Here is a 5118-nt window from a genome sequence, read left to right on the forward strand (position 1 = left end):
AGCAAACTGCTCCCGGTCCATATCGACCTCCATTCAGGCGTACAATTCCGGCTCGTGCTCGACGATGACCAGCTCATTGTCGTCCGGGTCGCGCAGACTCAGGGTGCGCCCGAAGCCCTCGTCCACGATCTCGGCGCTGACAGCTACACCGCGCTCGATCAGGCGGGCGCTCAGGATCTCCAGCGGTTCCTGGGCCTCGAAGCCGAGCTGGAGGCGGCCATTCGCCGGGGGCAGAGTCTGGGCGTGATGCAAAAACAGCAGTAGATCACTCCACTCCAGCTCGGTCCAGCCGCCGCTCCGGCTGTGGCGGCGCAACTTGAAGCCGAGCCCAACGTAGAACGCCTCGGCCCGCGCCACGTCGGCGGTGCAGAGCAGCACACTGGGCCTCACGGTGCATCCTCCCCGGCGTACTTGGCGGCCCACTCCTCGCCTGCTTGTTTCGCCTTGGCGTCAATCACCAGTTGCTGTCTGAGCGCCGCTTCCACATAGGCACTCAGGCTTCGTCGACTGTCGATACTGGCGATTTTCACGGCCCGGATCAGCTTTTCCGGCAGGTAGATGTTGAACTGCTTCTTATCATCGTCGCCCATAGCTGATACTAGCATACTAGTAAGATAGTAATCAAGCGCAGAAAGGGGCAGCCGCGAAACTGCCCACAAGTCCGGCTCCGGTTTACTGGCTGAGGGTGTAGCTCGCTCCGGTATCGGCGTTGAAGACGTACAGGCTGCCCTTCATGCCGATGATGAAAGTGTTGGTGCTGGGAAGGCTGGCCACGACCTGCTGGTTGCCGTCGCGGATGTTGCTTTTCAGCGGTCCGCTGGTCACCTTGAGCACGCTGCGGTCGCCGGTCTTGAGGTCCACTTTCACCGGCTCGAAGTATTCGCTGCTGGCCTGGGGCAACACGCTCAGGGCGAAGGTCTTAGCCAGTGCGAAAGCGCCCAGGTAGCCCACCTCGCCGTCGCCCTGGCCGGTGCTGCGGGCCGGGGCGCGGACGTTCTTGAGGCTGACGGTGCTGCGTTTGCCGCTGTTCAGGTCAATGGAAAACAGCGTGTTTCCGCTGGGGTTCGGGCCGGTCGTACCGAAAAATGTGCCGCCGCGCAGCGCCGAGGTGTTCATGATCGGCGTCAGGGTGTTGACCGTCGGCCCGTCGCCGACGACGTTGGTGCCAGTGTTCTCGTACTCGCTGACCCAGGCGCACTTCTTGCCCGAAGCGACTTTCAGCAGGCCGATATTGCTGCCTGACGGGTTGTTGTAGGCCATCAGGTAAAAGGTGCCTTTACCGTCGGTCTCGAAGCTGTCGCCGGGCTTGATGCGCCCGTTGCCGCCCTGGCAGAGACTGGCTTCATTCACGCCCAGTCCGGCCTCGATGGTCTGAATTGAGGTCGGACCGGGGCGGGCAGCGTCGTCGTAGAGTTTGTGTGCCCACAGCACGCTGCGGTTGCCGCTGGCCCGGTCCACCTTGATGATCTCGCTGCGGCGGACCAGGCTCTTGCTCACCAGGGCGGCGATGCTGCCGTCGGCCTGAGCGCGCACTGCCCGCACGCCGCCCAGATCCCAGGCTTCGGCCTGGTTGCCCTGGTCGGAGGTGTAGGTAGTGCCCTTGCCCCTGCGCTCCTCGCCGTCCACGATGCCGCTGATCACCGTGCGGTTGCCGGTGGCGAGGTCCACCCTGTACACGGCGCCCAGCCCGTCGGTGTTGCTGCCGATTTCCAGCGGCAGGTACAGCGCGTTCTCCTTTTCGTCGATAAAACCCGAACCGAAGATCTCGGTGCCGCCCAGCGCGAAGGGCGTACCGCTGCCGATCTTGCCGAAATCGCCGCTGCTGGTGTTCCAGGTGCAGCGGGTGTCCTTGGGCGATTTGGCGCAGTCGGTGCCGGGCAGCTTGAGAGCAGACGCCGACGAGATGAGCAGCAAGGCCAACAATGTGAAGTTATTCATGGTCTTCATTTTGCCAGATCGGTTCCGGTTTTAATACCGGCCTCACCGCCCGGTCAAAAATTCGCCGGTCACCTTGTAGAGCATCTCGGTGGTCTCCAGGCTCTCGAAGGTGTGGGTGCCGCCGGGAATGGCCACGACGTCGCAGCCGAGCGCCTGGGCGTAGCGCACGCCATACGCGGGCGGGCAGGTCTGGTCGGCGTCACCGTGGAAGACGCGGGCCTCGCCGCCGTAGTTCTGAGCCCACTGGGCCGCCTTCTTCAGCGGGTCCAGGCGCGGCAACTCCAGCAGAAACTCCCGGCCCACCGGCCAGCCGCCCTGGTCGCTAATCATCGGCGGCACGAAGCCGCCCGGCAGGAACTTGAGCCACAGCTCTGGCAGCGCAGGCGCCCACAGCGCCAGCCGGTGCGGGCGAATCTGCGGCGCGGCCAGCGCGGCGACCATCCCGCCCATCGAGAAGCCCAGCAGCATGGTGCGCTCCGGGTCGATTTCGGGCAGGTCGCGCAGGTACTCGGCGGCGGCCACGGCGTCTTCCACCTCGCGGCTGACCGTCATCTCGGAAAAGTCGCCCTCCGAGTCGCCGCTGCCCCGGAAATCGAAGCTCAGCGCCGCCACGCCCCGCGCCGCCAGGTGGCGGGCCAGCAGCGGCAGAATGCGGTGATCGCCGCCCCGGTTGCCGGTGTAGCCGTGCAGAATGACCACGCTGGGAAAGCCGTGTGTGGGTTTGGCGGGCCCGCTGAGGTCGGGTTCGGGCAAATACACCATGCCGTTGAGCCGCTGGCCGCCGACCCGGAAGGACGCGAAGGTTTCCATCCGCCGAGTCTAGAGCCGGAAGGGACCGGCGGTGACCTGTCTGAACGCAGTCTCAGGTCTGCCGAACAGCGTGCAGCACCTTGAAGCCGCTCTCCCGCGCCAGCTCCGTGACGGTGGCCCAGCGCCTGAGCAGCGGCTCATACGGCAAAAAGTCGTTGGCGACGATGTGGGCGGCGCCGCCCGGTTTCAGTCGCCGCTGAGCGCAGGCTATAAATTCGGCAGCCACGTCCAGCACCACGCCGCGCCCGACATGAAACGGTGGGTTGGACAACATCAGATCGAAGGTCCGGTCCCCCAGATTCGCGTCCACGTCGCTGTGAATGACCTCGCCCGTCAGGCCGTTGGCCTCCAGGGTCGTTTCGCTGCTTCGCACACACGACAGGTCGGCGTCGGCCAGCGTAACCGTTGCTCCCCGCCTCGCCGCCCACGCCCCGATGATGCCGGAGCCGCAACCCAGATCGAGCACAGTTTTGCCGCTCAGGTCGAGTCCGTCCAGTTCCCGCAGCAGGATGCTGGTGGCTTTATCGACGCCGCCTGCGCTGAATACGCCCGGCAGCACGACCACCTTCAGCCCGTCGTGCTCGTAGCGCTCCGGCTCTGGCAGCGGCGGCGTGGGGCCAGGGCGGCGCACCAATCGGGCCACCCGCATACCGCCGTCCTTGGCGATGGTTTCGCCGCTTCCAAACGCTGCACTCGCCGCCCGCACGTAGCGGTCAAAGCCCTTGTCGCGGTCCCCGGCCAGGTACAGCGTGCCGCCCGGCGGGGTGCAGGCGTGCGCCCAGCTCACCTGGGATAAGGCGTAGGCGTTGCCCCGGTCTCCGGCCAGAATCAGCGTCACGGTGGGAGCGCGTGCCACGGCGTCGCCGGGAACAGCGGCGGTGGCGTCCAGACCCAGCTCTCTCAGGGCCGCGAGCGCCGGGGCCGAGCCCTCCACCGCCCGCACGCTCACGCCCGGTAAGCTGGCGAGGAGGCCGCCCATCGCGCTCAGGTCCAGTAATTCGCCGCGCACCTTGGATTTGATGAGGGTCTTCGCCAGCAACACCTGCGCCTCGTCGATGCCGGGGGCGCCGCGCACGCCGGGTTTGGTCATGGCCCGCAATCCCTCTAACCAGGGCGGGATGCGGGCTGGAACGACCTGAAAGTATTGGCTGGATGCTGGTGCGCTGCTGTCCTCGCCGGGAACGTCGCTGGCCTTGAACTTGAGTTTGAGGGCCTGGCCCTGGGGTTTTTTGCGCTTGCCGGTCATGCCTGTGAGTTTAGCGGCTGGGAGTGTAGCGGCCCGTTCGTCTTCCAAACGCCCGTTCCCGTAGACTCACGTGCGTGACCACACCGGATTGGAGCTTCGAGCGTGCCCACTGGCGGCGCGGCTGCTTCCGGGTCGCCGGGGTAGACGAGGCCGGACGCGGCGCCTGGGCCGGGCCGGTGACGGTGGCCGCCGTGATCCTGCCCAACACCGCCCAGGACCTGCCCTTCCGTGACAGCAAGCAGCTCCGGGCCGAGGTGCGAACCGAACTGGCCGCCGAAGTGCGCCGCGTCGCCCTGAGTTGGGCCGTCGAGCACGCGCCGCCGGAAGAAATAGACCGCCTGAATATCCTGGGCGCCACCCACGCCGCCGCTATGCGGGCCATCGCTCGCCTCGACCCGAAGCCGCAAGCACTCGTCACCGATTACCTGAGACTCCCCACCGACTTGCCCTACTCGGCCCCGGCCCACGCCGACGCCCTGAGCTACTCGGTGGCGGCGGCCTCGCTGCTCGCCAAAACCGAACGCGACGCCCTGATGGTGCAACTCGACCTGGAGTACCCCGGCTACGGTTTCGCGGGCCACAAAGGCTACGGCGCCCCGCAGCACCGTGAGGCGCTGGCTGAACTGGGCGTGAGTGCCGTACACAGGCGAACGTTTGCCCCGGTAGCGCGGCTGCTGGAACCGAAGTTATTGGGGTAGGGGCGCAAGACTAAAAAAATGCCGTGAAGGGGGCAGGAACGCCGCTCGGACGCTCCCTCGCCCCCTGCGGGAGTGGGGGTAACGACACGCACGCAGACGCTGTTTCTAGCTGAAGTAGACCACTCCCTTCCAGCGAAGTCAGTTATGTCCAGTTGCGGAGCACGGGCGCCCTACGTGACCGGCCACGATGTGGAGAACGCGGCGAAGAATTGAGCGTCTGAGACGGTTGGGATGTACCCATCCTCAGCGGAGCGCCAACTCCCTCCAAGGTTCAATTGACACGTCGCCTAATCAAGAGAGGTGAGGGGCGGGCAGGCGTCCTCATGGGGAGGAGTGGCGTGCCCAGGCGCGTCCGTTCACGACGACAGTCCGTTCTGCCCAAGACGCCGTCCCCGAACCTGTGGCCAGTTACGCCCCACCGGGGCG

General features: G+C 66.1%; 6 protein-coding genes. 1 reads left to right on the plus strand and 5 read right to left on the minus strand.

Annotated elements, in window-relative coordinates; translation table 11 throughout:
* Positions 1–33: 33 nt before the first annotated feature.
* The 5 genes from Q0R23_RS04495 to Q0R23_RS04515 all read right to left on the minus strand — a co-directional run bounded on the left by Q0R23_RS04495 (position 34) and on the right by Q0R23_RS04515 (position 3994).
* Entirely contained in the window at positions 34–390 is a 357-nt protein-coding gene (locus Q0R23_RS04495) for a VOC family protein (RefSeq protein WP_293910802.1), read from the minus strand.
* Positions 387–590: a CopG family transcriptional regulator gene (locus Q0R23_RS04500; protein ID WP_293910804.1), complete on the minus strand. Its 204-nt coding sequence runs from the start codon at positions 588–590 to the stop codon at positions 387–389. Before Q0R23_RS04500 ends, Q0R23_RS04495 begins: the two co-directional genes overlap by 4 nt.
* Before the next feature lie 82 nt (positions 591–672).
* Positions 673–1938 carry a hypothetical protein gene (locus Q0R23_RS04505; RefSeq protein ID WP_293910806.1) on the minus strand — a complete coding sequence of 422 codons (1266 nt, stop codon included), beginning with the start codon at positions 1936–1938 and terminating at the stop codon, positions 673–675.
* Between the two features lie 42 nt (positions 1939–1980).
* Positions 1981–2748: an alpha/beta fold hydrolase gene (locus tag Q0R23_RS04510; protein ID WP_293910808.1), complete on the minus strand. Its 768-nt coding sequence runs from the start codon at positions 2746–2748 to the stop codon at positions 1981–1983.
* Positions 2749–2800: 52 nt separating this feature from the next.
* Positions 2801–3994, minus strand: a complete 1194-nt coding sequence (locus Q0R23_RS04515; RefSeq protein WP_293910810.1) for a class I SAM-dependent methyltransferase — start codon at positions 3992–3994, stop codon at positions 2801–2803.
* A 74-nt stretch (positions 3995–4068) separates the two neighbouring features.
* Between Q0R23_RS04515 and Q0R23_RS04520 the strand changes: the two genes are divergently transcribed.
* A complete protein-coding gene (locus tag Q0R23_RS04520) occupies positions 4069–4692 on the plus strand; it encodes a ribonuclease HII (RefSeq protein WP_293910812.1) in 624 nt (207 codons plus the stop codon).
* The last annotated feature ends 426 nt before the right edge of the window (positions 4693–5118 follow it).

This window comes from Deinococcus sp., assembly GCF_025362455.1.
Lineage (GTDB): Bacteria > Deinococcota > Deinococci > Deinococcales > Deinococcaceae > Deinococcus.